Source organism: Thioalkalivibrio sp. AKL6, from assembly GCF_000376905.1.
Lineage (GTDB): Bacteria > Pseudomonadota > Gammaproteobacteria > Ectothiorhodospirales > Ectothiorhodospiraceae > Thioalkalivibrio > Thioalkalivibrio versutus.
Genome location: NZ_AQXS01000010.1, coordinates 361,596 through 379,245 on the forward strand (window position 1 = coordinate 361,596; position 17,650 = coordinate 379,245).

The following is a 17,650-nucleotide window of genomic DNA, read 5'->3' on the forward strand; positions in this document are numbered from 1 at the left end:
TCATGCCCAACGCCCCACTGTCCGTCGCCCTGATCCAGCACCGCGATGCCGGGAGCGTCGACGCCAATCTCGACGCCACCGCGGCCGCGGTCGCCGAGGCCGCCGCGAACGGCGCCCGCCTGGTCGTATTGGCCGAGTTGCACACCGGCCCCTACTTCTGCCAGACCGAGGACCTCGCCACCTTCGACCGCGCCGAAGCGATCCCCGGCCCGAGCTGCGAGCGCCTGGGCGCAATGGCACGGGACAACGGCGTGGTCCTGGTCGGCTCCCTGTTCGAGCGTCGCGCCCCGGGCCTCTATCACAACACCGCGGTGGTCTTCGAAACCGACGGCCGCCCGGTCGGCACCTACCGCAAGATGCACATCCCGGACGATCCCGGCTATTACGAGAAGTACTATTTCACCCCGGGGGACACCGGCTTCGTCCCCATCGACACTTCGGTCGGTCGCCTTGGGGTCCTGGTCTGCTGGGACCAGTGGTACCCGGAGGCCGCCCGCATCATGGCGTTGTCCGGCGCCGAGCTACTGATCTATCCCACCGCCATTGGCTGGGACCCGCAGGACACGCCCGAGGAACAGGCCCGGCAGCAGGACGCATGGATGACCGTCCAGCGCGGCCACGCCGTTGCCAACAACCTGCCGGTGATCGCCTGCAACCGCACGGGGCACGAACCGGACCCCTCCGGACACGCGCCCGGGGCGAACTTCTGGGGCACAAGCTTCGTCGCGGGGCCCCAGGGCGAGATCCTGGCCCGCGCCGGCGAAGCGCAGCCGGAGATCCTCACCGTCGAGCTGGATCGCGGCCGGACCGAGGCGGTACGCCGCCAGTGGCCTTTTCTCCGCGATCGCCGCATCGATGCCTACGGCCCGATCCTGCAACGCTACATCGATCCCACCTGAGGCGATCAACACCCACTAGCGCGATCCGCCCCAGGTAATCCCCGCCTTCTGCGTGACCTCCATGCCATCCGCCGCAAAAACACCCTTGACCCGCACACGGCACAAACCGATTCGTCAGGGCGGCCTCTGGCTCACGCGCACCCATCAGGCGGAATCCGTATAATCGCGGCCCTTTCCGCCCCCCGACCGAACAACAGGCCCATGTCCGAACAACGGCGCAACCCGCTCCATCCCGGCCGCCTCCCCGGCTCCGGATTCGAGGTGTGGTCGGGGCTCAATGCCTCGGCTGCGACGCTCGCACTTTCGCGGAACGCCGGCGAGTTCGCCCGGCCACTTCTGGTGATCACGGAATCCAACGAGGCGGCCGACCGCTGGCAGGAAGAGTGGGAGTTCTTCGCCGGCGACCACGACCTGCCGCTGCTGCGCCTGCCGGACTGGGAGACCCTGCCGTTCGATGTCTTCTCCCCGCACGAGGACATCATCTCCGAACGCCTGCGCACGCTGTACCACCTGCCGGGGCTGGAACGCGGGATCGTGTTGATGCCGGTCTCGACCCTGATGCAGCGCCTGCCGCCGCGCGACTGGCTGACCACCCAGGGCCTTTCGCTGCAAACCGGCCAGCGCCTGGACCGCATGACCCTGCGCGAGAACCTCACCGAGGCCGGGTACAGCGCCGTTCAGCAGGTCATCAGCCATGGCGAATTCGCCGCCCGCGGGGAGATCCTCGACCTGTTTCCGATGGGCGCGGACGAACCCGTGCGCATCGAGTTCCTGGATGACGAGATCGACTCCCTGCGCCGCTTCGACCCCGAGTCGCAGCGCTCCACGGAAAAGGTCGAGCGACTGGAGATCCTGCCCAGCCACGAATTCCCGCTGAACGACACCTCCATCAGCGAATTCCGCACCCGCTACCGGGCGCATTTCTCAGGCGATCCCGCCAAGCACCCGATCTACCGCGACATCAGCGAGGGCCTGGTCCCGCCGGGTATCGAGGCCTACCTGCCACTGTTCTTCGAGGGCATGGACACGGTGTTCGACTACTGCCCCGAGGTCCAGATGGTGCAGGTCGGCAACATCGCCGGGGCGGCCGAGGAGTTCGCCCAGGAGATCCATGACCGCTTCGAACAGCTCAGCCATCAGTATGATCGACCGCTGCTGCCGCCCGAACGGCTCTACCTGGACGTCGACGGCCTGGCCGGCGCGCTGCGCGAGCACTCCGGCATTGCCTTGGGCGACCCGGCCGCCCCGCTCCCCGCGGGACGCGGCGCGGACATCGCATTTGCCTGCGACGCGCTGCCGGAACTCGGCATGCAGCAGGGCCGCGACGATCCAGCCCAGCCCCTGAAGGTCTTTGTCGAGGGGCAACAGCGCGTGCTCCTGACCGCGGAATCCGCCGGTCGCCGCGAGGCCCTGCTGACGCTATTGCGGGACCAGGCCGTACCCCATCATGCCGTGGACGACTGGGACGCCTTCCTCACCGCCGAACCCGGCCTGTACGTCACCGTGGCCGCGCTCGGCGAGGGCTTCGTGCTGCCCGAGGGCGTAGCCGTCGCCCCCGAGGCCGCCCTGCTCGGAGAACGCGCGCGCCAGACCCGCGGACGCAACCGCACCACGCGGGACGCAGACGCGGTCATCCAGAACCTCAGCGACCTGACCATCGGTGCACCGGTGGTCCACGAGGAACAGGGCGTCGGCCGTTACCTCGGGCTGCAGACCCTGGACTTCAACGGCCAGCCTTCGGAGTTCCTGACGCTCGAGTACGCCGACGAGGCCAAGCTCTATGTCCCCGTGTCCTCGCTGCACCTCATCAGCCGGTATACCGGCGCGGATGCCGAGCACGCCCCCCTGCACCGGCTCGGCAGCGAGCAATGGGGCAAGGCGCGCAAGAAGGCGGCGGAAAAGGCGCGGGACGTGGCCGTCGAACTGCTCGATATTCATGCCCGGCGCGCGGCGAAACAGGGCACGGTCTTCGCTACCGACACCGCCGAGTATCACGCCTTCGCCGCCGGGTTCCCGTTCGAGGAGACCCTGGATCAGCAACAGGCCATCGACGCCGTGCTCGCGGACATGGCCGACACCCGACCCATGGATCGCGTGATCTGTGGCGACGTGGGCTTCGGCAAGACCGAGGTCGCGATGCGCGCCGCCTTCGTCGCGGTGCAGAACAACAAGCAGGTCGTGGTCCTGGTCCCGACCACCCTGCTCGCGCAGCAGCACCACCAGAACTTCACCGACCGCTTCGCCGACTGGCCGGTCCACATCGAGTCGCTGTCACGCTTTCGCAGCGCCAAACAGCAGGCCGCGGTACTGGAGGGCCTGAAAGACGGCAAGGTCGACATCGTGATCGGCACCCACAAGCTGCTGCAGGCCAACCTGGACTTCTCCAACCTCGGCCTGGTGATCGTCGACGAGGAACAGCGCTTTGGCGTGCGCCACAAGGAGGCGCTGAAGAAGATGCGCGCCGAGGTCGACATGCTCACGCTGACCGCCACGCCGATCCCGCGCACCCTGAACATGGCCCTGGCCGGCCTGCGCGACCTGTCGGTGATCACCACACCACCGCGTGACCGCCTGGCGATCAAGACCTTCGTCAACGAATGGAACGACGCCATCATCCAGGAGGCCTGCCTGCGCGAGATCCGGCGCGGGGGCCAGGTGTACTTCGTGCACAACGAGGTCAACACCATCGAACGCACTGCCCAGGGCCTGCAGGAGCTGTTGCCCGGGGCACGGGTCGGCATTGCCCACGGGCAGATGCGCGAGCGCGAACTGGAACAGGTGATGCTCGACTTCTATCACCGGCGCTACAACATCCTGGTGTGCACCACCATCATCGAGACCGGCATCGACGTCCCCACCGCGAACACCATCATAATGAACCGTGCGGACAAGCTGGGCCTGGCACAGATGCACCAGTTGCGTGGCCGCGTCGGGCGTTCACACCACCGCGCCTACGCCTACCTGATCACGCCGCCGGAGAAGGCAATGTCCGCCGATGCCAAGAAACGGCTGGAGGCCATCGCATCGCTGGAGGACCTGGGCGTGGGCTTCACCCTGGCCAGTCACGACCTGGAGATTCGGGGTGCCGGCGAGCTGCTCGGCGACGAGCAGAGCGGGCAGATCCACGAGGTCGGATTCTCGATGTACAACGACCTGCTCAACCGCGCCGTGAATGCCCTGCGCTCCGGCAATATGCCGGAACTCGAAGGGCCCGCGGCCACCGGGACCGAGGTGGAACTGGGCCTTCCCGCCCTGCTCCCGGGCGACTACGTACCCGACGTACACACCCGGCTGATCCTCTACAAGCGCATCAGCAGCGCACCGACCTCCGATGCCCTTCGCGAGCTTGAAGTCGAACTGGTGGACCGTTTCGGCCTGCTTCCGGACCCGGCCAAGGCCCTGTTCGAGGCCGCCCGTCTGCGGCTGAAGCTGACCCCGCTCGGGATTCGCAAGCTGGAACTGGGCCCTGCTGGCGGACGCCTGGTTTTTGGTCCGAGTCCCAATCTGGACATCGCGGCCCTGATCCAGCTGGTGCAATCCGATCCGCAGATGTACAAACTGGATGGCCAGAAGGCCTTCCGCTTCTTTGCCCCGATGGAGACACTGGAGGCTCGGGCGCAGGCCGTCCTGCGCCTCTTAAACACCATCAGCCCCGAACAACAGGCCGCCTGAATGCGCAACGACCCATCCGAATCCCACAACCCCCTCCGACGCCGCCTGCTGGGCGGGCTGGCCGCCCTGCCCCTGGCTGGCGCCACGGGACCGGCCCTGGCACAGGCCGGACGCCAGTATCGCATCGAACTGGTGATCTTCGAGCATCGCACGGACGAGAGCCGGCGGCTGCAGATGGAGCTCGCCGCGCCGCGCGAGGCCATGCTCGGCGAATCCGAACTGGGCGGGCGGATCTATCGCGATTCACGCAAGGGCTTTGAACTGCAGCGCGTGGTACGCCGGGTGGAGGACTCCGGCGCCGGGCGCATCCTGGCGAGCCTGGCCTGGGATCAGACTGGACGCGACCACGCCTCCGCCCCCTGGCTGCGGGTGCAGCAGGGGCGGCGGCTCGGTACGCGTGATCATCTGCGCGACGAGGCCGACCGGATGCCGCGTCCGCTGATGGAGGAACAGGACGAACGCTTCGAGCTGGAGGGCCGGCTGCGTATCTGGGTGGGGCGATTCCTGCACCTGGAGACCGACCTGATCTACCACGTCGAGGAACCGCAGGGGGACCAGCCGCCGCGCGCGATAACGGTACGCGGCAGCCAGCGCATGAACTCCGGCGACGAGCTGTTCTACCTGGACCATCCGGTGATCGGCATGATCGCCCGCGTCACCCGCATCGATCGCAGCTGACCCGCAGACTGGGAGGCCAGGCAGCGCGCCTCAGCGCCACTGCGGCGTGGTCTCCCAGCTCATCCATTGCTGGAAAGCCGCCATGCCGAGGTCTTCGAACAGCAACTGCAGCGCACTGCGCCGCGGCTTGAACTCCACCATCTTCTCCACACCGATCACGTCGCGCGCAACGCTGCGGTCCGTGCCGATGCCATCGATCAGGCCGAGCTCCACCGATCGATCGCCCGTCCAGATCAGGCCGTTGAACAGATCGTCGCGTTCGACCAGGCGATCGCCACGACCGGCACGCACGACATCCACGAACTGCTCGTGCACGCCCTGCAGCACCCCGTCGAGGTGATTCACATGGTCATCGTCCAAGGGCAGGAACGGGTCCAGGAACCCCTTGTTCTCGCCGGCGGTAAACAGACGTCGTTCCACACCGATATTGTCGATCAGATCCACGAGCCCGAAGCTGTCCATGCGCACGCCGATCGAACCCACCATGCTGGCCTGGCTGGCATAGATCTCGTCCGCCGCTACCGCGATGTAATAGGCCGCCGAGGCGCCCACATCCCCAATGACCGCATACACGGGGATATCCGCGTGCTTCTCCTTTAGCCGCAGGATCTCGTCGTGCACGTTGGCGGCCTGCACCGGGCTTCCGCCCCCGCTGTTGATACGCAGCATTACCGCCTGGGTGCCATCCGCCTCAAAGGCCTCTTTCAGCACCTTGGAGATGTCCTCGGCATTGGCCGCCGCGCTGGAGGCAATCAGTCCCTCGACTTCGACCACGGCAACGTGTTCGGCGGGCTCGCGTTCGCTCTCGAACATCCCCGAAAGCCCCAGATCGCCGCCGCGCACCAGGATCAGCAGCGCGACCAGGTAGAAGAAGAACAACAGCTTGAAGAAGATGCCCCAGCGTCGGGCCCGGCGTTGCTCGATCACCTGTGCCTGGACCAGGTTCTCCAGGGCCTCGCGTTCCCAGCCCGGTTTGTTCTCGTTCGCCCAGCCCATCGTCATTCCTTTTCTAAGTTGTACCTTCAGCCCGCCGGAACGCCTCAAGCAGCGATTCCAGATCCGGCTGCAAGGCCAAAGGGGATTCGTCACTCAGGCGTTCCGGCGAATGCACCCCGTGGGTGACGCCCACGGCCGGTACTCCTGCATGCCGCGCCATTTCGAGATCATAAACGCTATCACCGACCATGCGCGTCCGGGCCGGTTCCACCCCCGCGCGCCCCATCACGGACTGGAGCATCGTCGGATTCGGCTTCGACGGGTATTCGTCGCCCGTAGCGGTTGCCACGAAGTACCTGCCCAGACCGGTCGCCTCCAGGGCCTGGTCCAGTCCCCGTCGCGATTTGCTGGTCGCCACGGCCAGCAGGATCTCGCGCGCATCCAGCCAGTCGAGCAGGTCGCTCACGCCGGCGAACAGCGGGGTCTCCGGGGCATCGTCAGCCGCCAGATAACACTCGCGATAGGTGTCGGAAAAGTGCTGCACGAAGGCATCATCGGCGTCCGGGTAGAGCTCGCGGACCGCCGCCTGAACCCCGAGCCCGATAATATTGCGCAGCGTCGCCTCGTCCCGCACCGGGGCACCGGTATCCTTAGCCGCACGCTGCAGGCAGTGCACGATCCGGCGAGGCGAGTCCATCAGCGTTCCATCCCAGTCAAACACAACCAGGCGCAGGTCACCCTCCTCCGGTGGCAGCAACGGGGTCATCATGCGTCGTCCTCGCCTCCGGCATCCAGGTTCGCGAGCACCGCGGTCAGCTCGTCCGGCAACGGGGCGGAGAAGATATGTCGCTCGCCGTCCGCCGACTGGTATGCCAGTGCCTGTGCATGCAGGAACAGCCGTTTCAGCCCATGGCGCCGCAGGCTGCGATTGGCATCCGGCAAGCCGTAGTCGTGATCGCCCCCCACCGGATGGCCGATCGACTGACCGTGGACGCGTATCTGGTGCGTGCGGCCGGTCCCGATCTTCACCTCCGCCAATTGGAAGGCACCGTGCGCCTCCAGCGGCACAAAGACGCTCCGGGCTTCCCGTGCCCGCGGCCCGTCGCTGTCGGTCTCGCCCGCACGCATCCGGCGGCGGCCATCTTCCTGTCGGCCACTGGCGACCGGGGCATCGCATTCGACGGCCTGTTCGCCCGCGAACCGCCCCACCAGCAGCGCCAGGTAGCGCTTCTCGACCCGCCCTTCACGCAGCGCGGCATGGAACTCTTGCAGCGCCGAGCGGCGCTTGGCCAGCAGCAGGCAGCCACTGGTCTCGCGATCCAGGCGGTGCCCCAGTTCCAGCTCGATATCCGGCCGTAACTGGCGCATCGCCTCAATAATGCCAAACGCCAGCCCGCTCCCGCCGTGCACCGCCAGGCCGGATGGCTTGTCCAGCACCAGCACATCGTCATCCTCGTGGATAATCGCCCGACGCAACCGGTCCAGTACCTTCGGCGGGATCTCGCTGCTGGCCGCCTCCGGTCGATCCAGATCCGGCACCCGGACCTCGTTGCCGACAGCCAGGCGCTTGTGGGCCTTGGCCCGGCGCCCATCCACCCGCACGGCACCCTGACGGACCAGGCGGTAGATCAGGCCCTTGGGCACGCCCTTCAGTTCGCGGAGCAGGAAGTTGTCGAGCCGCTGACCGTCACCACGCTCGGTGACCTGGAAGGTACGTGGGCCGGAGGGTTCGCGCGTTGCTTTCATGGCGCGGGATGCTACCGGAGGCGCGCTCACCGGGCTACTGTACCCGTCCCCTTGCGGGCGGAAAAACTTGCCCGGACGGGGGGTTATGCCCTACATTGGCCCACGGTACGTTGCTGTGCTACGCCTGCAACGCGCCTCGAATCACCCGCCGCTTCGATCCACAGGCTGAAAGCAGCCTCCGGTCGAAGGGCCATCGCCACAAAGCGACACTGTGACGCTATTTCTTCTAACCCAGTCCTGTCTCCCCGGCTACGCCTCCCGCAGGCGACTGATCCCGTGGTTGCTGGTGAACACCTGGCTGGCGCGTTGGCTTGTGCTACGCGCCGCCGCTGCGAGCACGCGTGCGCAAGCGTTGCCGTGCCGCCGCTCGATCGCCGCACCCCGGACCCCGATCTTCCCCGCCGGACGCCAGGACGCCCTACCGAGTCCAATGCATGAAACGCATCCTGATCAATGCCACGCAGCCGGAAGAGTTGCGGGTCGCCATGGTCGACGGCCAGCGGCTGTACGACCTGGATATCGAACTGCCTTCGCGCGAACGCAAAAAAGCGAACATCTACAAGGCCAAGATCACCCGCGTCGAACCGAGCCTGGAGGCCGCGTTCGTCAACTTTGGTGCTGATCGCCACGGCTTCCTCCCGTTCAAGGAAATCGCTCATTCCGCGGTTGGCGCCCCTGCCGACAGCGACAAGCCAATCCGCGACTTCCTGAAGGAAGGCACCGAACTCCTCGTCCAGGTAGAAAAGGAAGAACGCGGCAACAAGGGTGCCGCGCTGACTACCTACATCAGCCTGGCCGGCCGCTATCTGGTCCTGATGCCCAACAACCCGAAAGCCGGCGGAGTCTCGCGCCGCATCGAGGGCGAAGACCGCGCCTCCCTGCGTGACGCACTCTCCGGACTGACGATGCCGGACGGCATGGGCGTAATCGCCCGGACCGCGGGCGTCGGGCGTACCACCGAAGAGCTCCAGTGGGATCTGGATTACATGACTGCCCTGTGGGCGGCGGTCACCGAAGCCGCGGAAAAGGCCAAGACCCCGGCGCTGATCCACCAGGAAAGCAACGTCATCATCCGCGCCCTCCGCGACCACATGCGCAACGACGTCGGCGAGGTCATCATCGATGACAACGACGTGTACCAGCAGGCCGAGGAATTCGTTCGTCTGGTCATGCCCAACAGCCTGCGCAAGCTCAAGCGCTACGATGACCCGGTCCCGCTGTTCAATCGTTACCAGATCGAGAGCCAGATCGAGAGCGCATTCGACCGCGACGTCACCCTGCCCTCCGGCGGTGCGCTGGTCATCGACCACACCGAAGCCCTGATCTCCATCGACGTCAACTCTGCGCGCTCGACCAAGGGTGGCGACATCGAGGAGACCGCCTTCCACACCAACCTGGAGGCGGCGGAAGAAGTCGCGCGCCAGTTGCGCATCCGCGACCTGGGCGGCCTGATCGTGATCGATTTCATCGACATGAACGCCAACAAGCATCAGCGGGAGGTCGAAAACCGCCTGCGCGAGGCGCTGGAGATGGATCGCGCCCGGGTCCAGGTCGGGCGCATCAGCCGCTTCGGACTGCTGGAGATGTCGCGCCAGCGCCTGCGTTCGTCGCTGGGGGAATCCAGCCAGAACACCTGCCCGCGCTGCCAGGGTCACGGCCAGATCCGTAGCGTGGAATCCCTCGCCCTGTCGATCCTGCGATTGATCGAGGAAGAGGCGATGAAGGACCGCACTGGCCTGGTGATGGGTCAGGTCCCGGTCGACGTGGGCACCTTCCTGCTGAACGAGAAGCGCGAATCGATCAACGACATCGAGGAGCGCCACAAGGTCGACATCAGCATCATCCCCAACCCGCAGTACCTCACCCCACGCTTCGAGGTCCGCCGCGTGCGCGGCGACGAACGCGAAGAGGCGATCAGCGACCGCGGCTCGCACGAACTGGTGGAGACCACCGAGGACGAGAGCGATCCGCATCAGGAGCGCCGCAGCAAGGTCGAGAAGCCGCTGGTCCAGGGCGTCAAGATGACCGGGCCGGCCCCGGTCAGCGACAGCGCACCCTCCGCACCGGAGACGTCACAGCCGGTATCGAAGCCCGGATTCTTCACACGCATCTGGTCCTCGCTGTTCCCCAACGCGCGTCCGGCGGACGGACCGGAAGATGAACAGGAAGACAGCCGCAAGGGCGGAGGTCGCGGGCGCGCCGGCGAAAGCAACCGCGGCGGCAAGGGCAGCGGCCGCGGGGGCAGTCGGAAAAAGGCCGACAACGGCGGCCGCAATACCGGCGACAAGCGTGACGACGCCGACAAGGGCAAGAAGGGCGCACCCGACAAGACGGATAGTGCCAAGGGCAATGGCACCAAGCCCGATGGTGCCAAGGGCCGTTCCCGTCGTGGCGGCAAGAAAGATGCCGATGCCGCGAAGGGCACGAGCAACGAATCGCCGAAACAAGCAACCGAAAGCCGGACGCCTGACACCAGGGGACCCGAGAAGTCCGCAGACTCGAAACCGGCCGAGAAGCCGGCCGAGAAGCCAGCACGGGACAAGGACGAGGCCGCCACGAGCGTAGCCGCGGACACTCCTGCGGGTAACGGACCGGAGAAGTCGGACGAGGATGACGGCGGCAAGGGTCGCAGCACCCGTTCCCGCCGTTCCCGTCGCGGTGGCCGGCGTCGTGGCGGTCGTGGACGTTCTGGCGAAAACGCCGGCGAAGCCGGCACCGACGGTGCGCAGAACACTGCAACCGAGGGTTCCGCTCCGGAGTCCGGCAGTGATACGACCGCCCCGGACTCAGCCCCCGCGGCCGACACCGGAAAGGCACACGCTGAGACCCCCAAAGAAGTTCAGAACGCCGAGTCCTCGGCCCCAACCAGGGACGGTGGCGAGAGCACCCCGCCACCGGAAAAGGCCAGCCCCGACGATGGCGCCCCCAAGGACGCCGCGCCCGCCAAGGGGCGTAGCCGCGGTGGTCGCGGCCGCAAGCCGGCCCCGGCCTCCGCAGAGACCTCCACCGGCGAAGTGACTCCGGGCTCCAGCGAGCCGAACACCCCGACGGAAAGCCAGCCGGCCGTTTCCGATTCCCGGGAACCGGCCCCAAAAGCCGAGCCGGCAGCGAAGCAGGACACGGCGGACGCCACAGGCCAAAGCGACAAGGCCCCGGCCAAGCGCCCGGCCCGGGCCAAGAAGGCCGATGCCGGGGATGCCGCGAACAAGACCGATGCGACCCCGACAGACCCGCCGGACACCGCTCCCAAGCCAAGAACCCGGCGGCCAAAGGCGACCAAGGCGGAGACCACCCCCACCGATGAAGGGGCCGCTGCTTCAAGGCCGGACGAAGTGAAAGCAGAAAAGCCTGCGGAGGCGAAAGACGACAAACCTGCCGCGCCCAGGCCCACTGCCGAGCCAGCGGAACCGGCCGCCGAAAGTCCGAACCGAAAAGGCGACGACTGACAGGACGAGGTCCCGCGTCCAACCAAAAAGGGCCCGCCTATTGGCGGGCCCTTTTTGGTTCTGGCCTCGGGATTCCGAATGGATGATCTTCCAGAAGGGTCATACCGATGCCTTTGGCTCGGCTTGCACGCGACCCTGCGCCAGTCGACTCCGGCAGCGACTCCTGCGCCCGGTCCGCAACGCGTCCGGCAGTGCTGTCAGGAGGCCTTCAACGTGTGGCGATCGCGGATATGTTCCAGCAACCCATCCGCTGCCGCTTCCACCAGGTCCATGACGTGCACGAACCCTTCGTCCCCGCCGTAGTACGGATCCGGGACTTCGTGTTCGCCGAACTGTGGCGCAAAGTCCAGAAACCGCAGCAACTCCGCCCGCGCATCTGCCGGACGGATGCGCTCGGCATTGCGGTAGTTTGCGTCGTCCATGGTCAGGATGTAATCGAACTCCAGGAAATCCTCGGGCTCCAGCTGACGCGCGCGCAGATGTTCCAGATCGTAGCCGCGCGAGCGCGCCTCCTGGCGGGCCCGGCTATCCGCCTTCGCCCCCACGTGATACCCGGCGGTTCCGGCCGAATCGACCTCGATGGCCTCGCCCAGTCCGTGGTCGCGCACTCGCGCCTCGAACACCCCATGGGCCATCGGCGAGCGACAAATATTGCCCAGGCAAACCATCAGTACACATATCTTCGACATCGCTCCACAGTCCGAATCGCGAAAGGCATCAGGATAACAAACCGGGCATCCTGGGCGGGCCCGTTCGTTCCGCGCCCTCCGGTATGCCATGCTGAGGCTTTGCATCACGAGATCCCTTGATGGTCGACCTTGGCGGTCCGCGCATTCCCGGCTGGTCACCCCCCGGCAATGTGGCCAGTGGGGCGGGCACCGGAACGCGACAATCCCTCCAGACCGGAACGCGCATCGAGGTTCGTGTCCTGGACGTACTTGCCGATCGCGGGGTGCGGCTGCGTCTCGAACCCTCCCCGGGCCGCAGCGGCGCATCGACCGCGGCACGCCCCTCCCCCCCTGCAACGGTGGTCACCGCCCAGCTGACCGGCGCATTGCCCACGGCCTTGTTGAACCGACCCGGTTCGGGCGCTTCCGGCACCGCCATGCTGGCCGAGATCACCCGCACCGAACCACGCCTGGAGGTCCGCCTGCTCCCCCTGACCATGGATCGCGCCGCACCCCGCCCCGCCGGTAGCGGCTCAGCGCCCAACCCGGCCCAGCAGTGGCTGGGACAAGAACTGCGTCTGCAGCTCCCCGGGGCACGCCCGCTGGGGCCGGCTCTGCATGGCCTGCTGACCCAGCCCTCCGGGACCGGGGCGCCAGCCACGAGCGCCATGCCCGGGGCCCAGGCCGCACCCGCACTGCACCGTATCCTGGAGCTCCTGCCCACCCCGGCCCAACTGGCACAGCCCGAGACCCTGCGCCAGCACATCCAGCAATCGGGACTCTGGATGGAGGCCATGCTGGGGCATGCCGGACGCGGTCAAGGCCCGATGCATCCATTCGCGGCAGATCTCAAGGCCCAGCTTCTGCGTGCCGCAGACCAGGTTCGCCAAGCGGCGGACGCACGCCCTGCAGCGCAAGCACCCCCCGCCACCGCCTCGACTCCCCCTGCCCCGGCCGCGGCCCTGTCCGGCCTTCTGGAGGGACTCCTGAAACGTGTCACGTCGCTCCAGCTCCAGTCGCTGCAATCCTTCGCAAGTGACGAACCCGGCAACAGTCGCTGGTTATTCGAACTTCCACTGCGTAGCGAGCAGGGTATCCACGGTGTTTTCGGCGAGATCCACCGCGAAGGCGGAAGCGACGACGAAGCCGAAGCGCCCTGGTCGATTGTGTTGACGCTGGATATCGGTGACCTCGGCCCGACGCGGATCGCCCTGGCATCGCGCAATGGGGGCGTCAGCGTGCACTTCACCGCACCCGAGGCCGATACCGTCACGCGACTGCGCAGCGAAATGGCTTATCTCCGCGATCGGCTGGGCGAGCGCGACCTGACGGTGACGGGGCTATCGGTACGTCAGGGCGAGGTCGATACGGACCCGCGCCCCACGAATTCGCATCGCATGCTGGACGAACAGGCCTGAGCCGATGGCACGAAAGGATCATGGGGACCGAACGGCCGACCGCGGCCGATCACCGGCCAAGGCGGTCGCACTGGAATGGGATCGTCGGCAGGCGCCGCGGATCACAGCCAGCGGCTCGGGCCTGACGGCCGAGGCCATCCTGCGCATTGCCGAGGAACATGGAATCCCGCTGCATCAGGACCCGGCCCTGAGCGAGGCGCTGGCGCAGGTCCCCGTGGGCAGCGAGATCCCGGAGGAGCTCTACGTCGCAGTCGCGGAGATTCTGGCCTTTGTGTTCCTGCTGGCAGGGATCACACCCGACGACCGGGGCCGTGGGTATCAGCCCCCCTCGCGCCAGTCCAACCCGGACCGCGAAGGGCCGGACCGGGGCTCATGAGCGCCCGGCGAACCCGGTGCCGCCGGCATTCCCGGAGCCATGCAGGCTAAACAACAAGTCGAGTTCGGTGGAGGTAAGGCCGCAACGCCGACGGACCTCTTCGCGCCCCAGGCCCTGCTGGATCAGAAGAATCGCCTGCTCGTAGGCGCCGCTGTCGCCCTCGCGGGCGCGTAGCTCGCTGTGCTGGTCATGCAGGCGCTCCAGGGCACGCTGTACCGAGGCCTGTGCCTGACCATGGGTCGCAACCCCCTCGGACAGGGCCTTCATCGCCCCTTGCAGGGCCATTACCGAGGTGGCCTGGCGCTGATAATCCTGGCGCAGGGCCGCCAACTGCCGACGCAACAGAATCACGAGCCCCACGGCAAATCCGGCGACGATGGTCGCCAGCAACGCAATCAACGCGGCGAGCCAGATCAGCATTCCCTCTCCCATTGCCTGCACACTCCTGAAACCCGGGGCCTGCCGATTGTCGCGTGATTCGTGAGGGCGTGACCAGCCATGGAGAAAAATCGGACACGGACCCGTGCCCGGACCCAGTTGGTGCCGGTCCCCGGGGACTTCAGGCGTAGTCGTCGATCAGGCCGCGCCGCTGGCGGCGTTCTTCCTTGCGCGGCGGACGCTGCTGGGTTGGACGCACTGCGGGACGAAAGACCGGGTCGCGGTCATGGTCGTCGCTCAAATTGCGCCCGGGAACAGTGGTATGGACCGGTCGAACAGTCCGGTCCGGCTGGAGTTCGTCGACCATGGTTCACCTCCCGGCTTGCGCCTCATGGTCATGGTCCTCGTCTGTTGACTGTAGACCCGACGTGCGCGGCTACAGTTCGCGCAACTGCGCCCACTCGTCGTCCGATAGCAGCCTGTTGAGGTCCACCAGGATGGTGAGGCCCTCCTCGGTGCTGGTCACGCCCTGGATAAAGCGGCTGCTGTCATCGTTACCCACCTCGGGCGCCGGCTCGACCGAATCCGGGGAGATCCGCACGACCTCCGAGACGGAATCCACCAGAATCCCCACGTTCTGGTTGTCTACATCGATGATCACGATGCGCGAGGCCTCATCCGACTCGCGATCATCCAGCCCCATACGCCGCCGGGCGTCGATCACCGTAACGACATTCCCGCGCAGGTTGATGATCCCGAGGATGTAGTCCGGCACACCCGGTACCGGGGCGATCTCGGTAACCTTTAGCACCTCCTGAACCTGCAAAACGTCGATCGCATAGGTTTCCTCCGCCAGACTGAAAGTCACATACGGAGCGGTGTCGGCCTTGGTCATGGCTTCTACGTCTTGTGCGCTGCTCATGTCATCCTCGATATTCCGTGCCGGCGGGGGCCGCCCTGTGGTGTCGTCTTGACCGGGTTATCGGCCGATTACCGCCATGCTTGAATGGCCCCGGCCAGGATCAGTCCCAGCCACCCTCGTCGAGGGTGCGGTCCAGCGCCTCCAGGTCCAGCAACGTCGCCATCTTCTCGCGTTCCACGCCGGCCAGCCAGGGCAGGCGCCGGCGCTGGTTGCGCCAGCGCAACGACTCCGGATGGATCACCCGGGTGCCGTGAATCGCGCGGCAGGCCAGCGCGAACCGCGAACCCGCGAGGAACACCACCTGCCGGGCCGTATCCGGCTCGTAATCGCGATCTTCCGGTGTCACCACGGCGGCCAGGTCAATCAACTGCACCCGCCCCTGCTTGGTATCCGCCAATCCAAGGTACCAGACCGAATGATTCGGGGTGGGCCGCACTTCCAGGCTGTCCAGCGGCGCCACCCCGCCCAGCGCATGTAGCGGCGCCAGCAGGGTCAGATTGCCAGCCTCGATCACGAGGGCCGAAAACGGCTGCTCGGGCCGCGCATACTCGCGCTCCGCCGGATCGGCCGGTGGGGCTGGTGGGGTCGAGGCCACTACCGGCGCCGGGAGGTCCACCGCGTCTGCTTCACGGACCGGGGCTTCCAGCTCCACTACGGGCGCCGCTTCTTCTACCGGTGGCCGTGGCTCCAGGATATCCGGTCGCAGAAGCGGCCGAACGGGCTCCGGCTCGTCCAGCAGGCTGCCGAAGTAGTCATCCAGCGCCTCCGGCTCGGCCTTAAGGGCCAGGTTGTCGACTATGGAACGTTTCATCCGCGTCGCCTCCGTTCATGGGGTTCGGACAGCCGGCCACCAATGGCCTCCAGCAGATCCGAGTAGGCAAGCACGCCCCGGGCGTCCGGGATCATGAAACACAGCGGCTGCCCGGCACTGGAGGCATCACGGAATTTCGTGTCCACCGGGATTACGCCCGGCCAGACGTCGTCGCCGTACAAACGGCGCAGTTCCGACAAGGCCTCGTGCGCCGCCCGCGTTCGACGGTCGAACAGGGTCGGAATAATTCGGTACGCCAACTCGGACTTGCGCGATTTCTGTACCATTTTCAGCGTATTGATCATTCGTTCCAGCCCCTTCAGGGCGAGGAACTCGGTCTGCACCGGCACCAGCAGTTCGTCACAGGCGGCCAGCGCATTGACCATCAGCACACCGAGCATCGGCGGGCAATCCAGCAGCACGTAGTCGTACTGCTCCGAGATCTTCTCCAGCGCATGACGCAGCACCAGCCCCATGCCACTGCGGGTGCCCAGCTGGCGATCCAGCGTCGCCAGCGCGGTACTCGCGGTCAGTAGGTCCAGCCCCGGGAACCGGGTCTCGCGGATCAGACCATTCGGGTCTGGATCCGCACCCTCGGCACACTGGCTGAAAAGCTCGTACACCCCGCGCGTGGCGGTCTCCGGATCATGGCCGAAATACGCGGTCAGCGATCCGTGCGGGTCCACATCCACCAGCAGCACGCGTTGTTCCGGGCCCGACAGCAGGCCGCCCAGCGTCACCGTGGTGGTGGTCTTGCCCACACCCCCCTTTTGGTTTGCAACCGCCCAGACCTTCATGGTGTGTCTCCATCCATCGGGAGCGGTGCGGGCGGAAGATCCTCGCGCAGGCGCTCCGGTTCCTGCGCGCCCTCGGCGCGCGGACGCCCCCCGGGCAGTACCACGATGGACACGCGCCGGTTCTCGGCCCGCCCCTCCGCGGTGTCGTTGCTGGCCGCCGGCCGGTGCTCGCCATAGCCAAGGGCGACCAGATTCTCCGGATCGACCCCGACCTCCTCGAACACGCTGACCACCGCGGCCGCCCGTCCGGACGACAGCTCCCAGTTCGACGGATAGATCGCGGTCTGGATGGGCACATTGTCCGTGTGTCCCTCCACATGAACGCGCGAGACACGTGGCGCCAGAATCCCGCCAACCTCTTGCAGAAGACCCTCCGCCTGGGGGTTCAGGGTCGCCGCCCCGGACGCAAACAGCAGACGGCTGGTGATCTCGATCTCCAGCCAATAGGCCTCGCGCGTCACGCGCAGATCGCCATCCTCGATCCATTGCGCCATCGCCTGTTCGATCTCGCGCGCGGTATCCGCCAGTTCGTCCAGGAACACCTGCATCCCGGCGTCGTCCGGGCCCTCGTCAAGCATCCCACTCAAGGCCATGTCGATGGGCTGCGGACCCTCTTCCACCAGACCCGGCTGGACCTCGATAGGCACCAGGGCACGCAGATCCTGCGGTGTACGTTCCCGGGCCACAGTGGGGTCCCCGACCTGAATCGGGTCGGCCTGCATCGGTGCGCGGAAGGCGTCCACCAGCGACTCGGACAGCACCCGGTACTTGCCGTCGTCCACCGAGGAGATGGCGTACATCACCACGAAGAACGCCAGCAGCAGTGTGACCAGATCCCCATAGGGGATGGCCCATGCCTCGTGATTCTGGTGTTCTTCCGCCCGCTTGCGTCGCGCCATGGTG

General features: G+C 66.7%; 16 protein-coding genes. 6 read left to right on the top strand and 10 right to left on the bottom strand.

All coding sequences use genetic code 11. The annotated features are described in order from the left end of the window. Positions 1-2 precede the first annotated feature (2 nt). The 3 genes from D575_RS0109695 (at position 3) to D575_RS0109705 (ending at position 5,249) form a co-directional block, all read left to right on the top strand. Positions 3-899, top strand: a complete 897-nt coding sequence (locus D575_RS0109695) for a carbon-nitrogen hydrolase (protein ID WP_018145721.1) — start codon at positions 3-5, stop codon at positions 897-899. A 201-nt stretch (positions 900-1,100) separates the two neighbouring features. Further along, the gene (gene mfd / locus D575_RS0109700) at positions 1,101-4,571 is read left to right on the top strand and encodes a transcription-repair coupling factor (protein ID WP_018145722.1); all 3,471 of its coding nucleotides are present in this window, start codon (positions 1,101-1,103) and stop codon (positions 4,569-4,571) included. Then, positions 4,572-5,249: a CsiV family protein gene (locus tag D575_RS0109705; RefSeq protein WP_018145723.1), complete on the top strand. Its 678-nt coding sequence runs from the start codon at positions 4,572-4,574 to the stop codon at positions 5,247-5,249. Between the two features lie 30 nt (positions 5,250-5,279). On the opposite strand, the gene D575_RS0109710 is transcribed toward D575_RS0109705, so the two are convergent. Genes D575_RS0109710 through D575_RS0109720 form a run of 3 tightly spaced genes read right to left on the bottom strand, consistent with a single transcriptional unit; the run spans position 5,280 to position 7,931 of the window. Continuing rightward, on the bottom strand, positions 5,280-6,245 hold the full coding sequence (locus tag D575_RS0109710) for a S49 family peptidase (protein ID WP_018145724.1): 966 nt from the start codon (positions 6,243-6,245) through the stop codon (positions 5,280-5,282). A gap of 13 nt (positions 6,246-6,258) precedes the next feature. After that, positions 6,259-6,954, bottom strand: a complete 696-nt coding sequence (locus D575_RS0109715; protein WP_018145725.1) for an HAD family hydrolase — start codon at positions 6,952-6,954, stop codon at positions 6,259-6,261. Beyond that, on the bottom strand, positions 6,951-7,931 hold the full coding sequence (locus tag D575_RS0109720; protein ID WP_018145726.1) for an RluA family pseudouridine synthase: 981 nt from the start codon (positions 7,929-7,931) through the stop codon (positions 6,951-6,953). The genes D575_RS0109715 and D575_RS0109720 overlap by 4 nt, the downstream gene beginning before the upstream one ends. A 434-nt stretch (positions 7,932-8,365) precedes the next feature. Between D575_RS0109720 and D575_RS0109725 the strand changes: the two genes are divergently transcribed. After that, positions 8,366-11,377, top strand: a complete 3,012-nt coding sequence (locus D575_RS0109725; protein WP_018145727.1) for an Rne/Rng family ribonuclease — start codon at positions 8,366-8,368, stop codon at positions 11,375-11,377. Between the two features lie 197 nt (positions 11,378-11,574). Here the strand turns inward: D575_RS0109725 and D575_RS0109730 are convergent, their stop codons facing one another. Next, the gene (locus tag D575_RS0109730) at positions 11,575-12,066 is read right to left on the bottom strand and encodes a low molecular weight protein-tyrosine-phosphatase (RefSeq protein WP_038032174.1); all 492 of its coding nucleotides are present in this window, start codon (positions 12,064-12,066) and stop codon (positions 11,575-11,577) included. Positions 12,067-12,185: 119 nt separating this feature from the next. Here D575_RS0109730 and D575_RS0109735 point away from each other — a divergent pair, with 119 nt between their 5' ends. Together D575_RS0109735 and D575_RS0109740 are read left to right on the top strand one after the other, a co-directional pair. Continuing rightward, entirely contained in the window at positions 12,186-13,463 is a 1,278-nt protein-coding gene (locus D575_RS0109735; RefSeq protein WP_018145729.1) for a flagellar hook-length control protein FliK, read from the top strand. Positions 13,464-13,467: 4 nt separating this feature from the next. Further along, a complete protein-coding gene (locus D575_RS0109740) occupies positions 13,468-13,839 on the top strand; it encodes an EscU/YscU/HrcU family type III secretion system export apparatus switch protein (protein WP_018145730.1) in 372 nt (123 codons plus the stop codon). On the opposite strand, the gene D575_RS0109745 is transcribed toward D575_RS0109740, so the two are convergent. The 6 genes from D575_RS0109745 to motD all read right to left on the bottom strand — a co-directional run bounded on the left by D575_RS0109745 (position 13,834) and on the right by motD (position 17,646). Next, positions 13,834-14,259, bottom strand: coding sequence for a DUF2802 domain-containing protein (locus D575_RS0109745; RefSeq protein WP_018145731.1), 426 nt, complete (start codon positions 14,257-14,259; stop codon positions 13,834-13,836). The genes D575_RS0109740 and D575_RS0109745 overlap by 6 nt on opposite strands. Positions 14,260-14,398: 139 nt before the next feature. Further along, complete coding sequence (locus D575_RS0109750) at positions 14,399-14,584, bottom strand: hypothetical protein (protein ID WP_018145732.1); 186 nt, start codon at positions 14,582-14,584, stop codon at positions 14,399-14,401. Between the two features lie 69 nt (positions 14,585-14,653). Beyond that, positions 14,654-15,112 carry a chemotaxis protein CheW gene (locus D575_RS0109755; protein ID WP_018145733.1) on the bottom strand — a complete coding sequence of 153 codons (459 nt, stop codon included), beginning with the start codon at positions 15,110-15,112 and terminating at the stop codon, positions 14,654-14,656. Between the two features lie 127 nt (positions 15,113-15,239). Next, complete coding sequence (locus D575_RS0109760) at positions 15,240-15,950, bottom strand: chemotaxis protein CheW (RefSeq protein ID WP_018145734.1); 711 nt, start codon at positions 15,948-15,950, stop codon at positions 15,240-15,242. Further along, complete coding sequence (locus D575_RS0109765; protein ID WP_018145735.1) at positions 15,947-16,747, bottom strand: ParA family protein; 801 nt, start codon at positions 16,745-16,747, stop codon at positions 15,947-15,949. The genes D575_RS0109760 and D575_RS0109765 overlap by 4 nt, the downstream gene beginning before the upstream one ends. Next, positions 16,744-17,646: a flagellar motor protein MotD gene (motD, locus tag D575_RS0109770; protein ID WP_018145736.1), complete on the bottom strand. Its 903-nt coding sequence runs from the start codon at positions 17,644-17,646 to the stop codon at positions 16,744-16,746. Before motD ends, D575_RS0109765 begins: the two co-directional genes overlap by 4 nt. Between the last annotated feature and the right edge of the window lie 4 nt (positions 17,647-17,650).

Coding starts and splice junctions, on each gene's coding strand:
- D575_RS0109695 (WP_018145721.1), top strand. CDS start 3: ATGCCCAACGCCCCACTGTCCGTCGCCCTGATCCAGCACCGCGATGCC.
- mfd (WP_018145722.1), top strand. CDS start 1,101: ATGTCCGAACAACGGCGCAACCCGCTCCATCCCGGCCGCCTCCCCGGC.
- D575_RS0109705 (WP_018145723.1), top strand. CDS start 4,572: ATGCGCAACGACCCATCCGAATCCCACAACCCCCTCCGACGCCGCCTG.
- D575_RS0109710 (WP_018145724.1), bottom strand. CDS start 6,245: ATGGGCTGGGCGAACGAGAACAAACCGGGCTGGGAACGCGAGGCCCTG.
- D575_RS0109715 (WP_018145725.1), bottom strand. CDS start 6,954: ATGATGACCCCGTTGCTGCCACCGGAGGAGGGTGACCTGCGCCTGGTT.
- D575_RS0109720 (WP_018145726.1), bottom strand. CDS start 7,931: ATGAAAGCAACGCGCGAACCCTCCGGCCCACGTACCTTCCAGGTCACC.
- D575_RS0109725 (WP_018145727.1), top strand. CDS start 8,366: ATGAAACGCATCCTGATCAATGCCACGCAGCCGGAAGAGTTGCGGGTC.
- D575_RS0109730 (WP_038032174.1), bottom strand. CDS start 12,066: ATGTCGAAGATATGTGTACTGATGGTTTGCCTGGGCAATATTTGTCGC.
- D575_RS0109735 (WP_018145729.1), top strand. CDS start 12,186: ATGGTCGACCTTGGCGGTCCGCGCATTCCCGGCTGGTCACCCCCCGGC.
- D575_RS0109740 (WP_018145730.1), top strand. CDS start 13,468: ATGGCACGAAAGGATCATGGGGACCGAACGGCCGACCGCGGCCGATCA.
- D575_RS0109745 (WP_018145731.1), bottom strand. CDS start 14,259: ATGCTGATCTGGCTCGCCGCGTTGATTGCGTTGCTGGCGACCATCGTC.
- D575_RS0109750 (WP_018145732.1), bottom strand. CDS start 14,584: ATGGTCGACGAACTCCAGCCGGACCGGACTGTTCGACCGGTCCATACC.
- D575_RS0109755 (WP_018145733.1), bottom strand. CDS start 15,112: ATGACCAAGGCCGACACCGCTCCGTATGTGACTTTCAGTCTGGCGGAG.
- D575_RS0109760 (WP_018145734.1), bottom strand. CDS start 15,950: ATGAAACGTTCCATAGTCGACAACCTGGCCCTTAAGGCCGAGCCGGAG.
- D575_RS0109765 (WP_018145735.1), bottom strand. CDS start 16,747: ATGAAGGTCTGGGCGGTTGCAAACCAAAAGGGGGGTGTGGGCAAGACC.
- motD (WP_018145736.1), bottom strand. CDS start 17,646: ATGGCGCGACGCAAGCGGGCGGAAGAACACCAGAATCACGAGGCATGG.